The organism is Paraburkholderia sp. SIMBA_030 (assembly GCF_046535245.1).
Taxonomy (GTDB): Bacteria; Pseudomonadota; Gammaproteobacteria; order Burkholderiales; family Burkholderiaceae; genus Paraburkholderia.
The window spans coordinates 1-268 of sequence record NZ_JAWRXB010000656.1 but is presented as its reverse complement, the minus strand read 5'-3'; the positions used below and the strand labels follow the sequence as shown (position 1 = coordinate 268).

Annotated in this window: 1 protein-coding gene; it reads left to right on the top strand. The window is 64.9% G+C overall.

Annotated elements, in window-relative coordinates; genetic code table 11:
• The first annotated feature begins 27 nt into the window (after window positions 1-27).
• Window positions 28-222 (top strand): hypothetical protein, encoded by a 195-nt coding sequence (locus SB772_RS41585; RefSeq protein WP_006750620.1) that lies wholly within the window; start codon window positions 28-30, stop codon window positions 220-222.
• The last annotated feature ends 46 nt before the right edge of the window (window positions 223-268 follow it).

Below are 268 nucleotides of genomic sequence, written 5' to 3'. Positions count from 1 at the left end.
CGTCGGAAACGCGAAAGGAGGTGTGCTATGCAGACGACCAGAACGCCGGCGGGGCAGAATCAAGACCCGCCGTTGAATCCGGGCGATGAAGGGCCGCCCGATGCGCCCGGCGTAGGCGAGGATCTGTGCGGAGTATGCCGCGGCACCGGCATGGTCGAAGGGCAGAAATGCGCGGTATGCGGCGGTACCGGCAAGGTATTACAGGGAATCGGTGGCGGTTAATCGGGATTCGGCGATGCCCCGGACGGCTTGGGCATCGCATGCGACC

What these genes read in the sequence shown, in the direction of transcription:
- SB772_RS41585 (WP_006750620.1), top strand. Translation starts at nt 28, where the DNA reads ATGCAGACGACCAGAACGCCGGCGGGGCAGAATCAAGACCCGCCGTTG.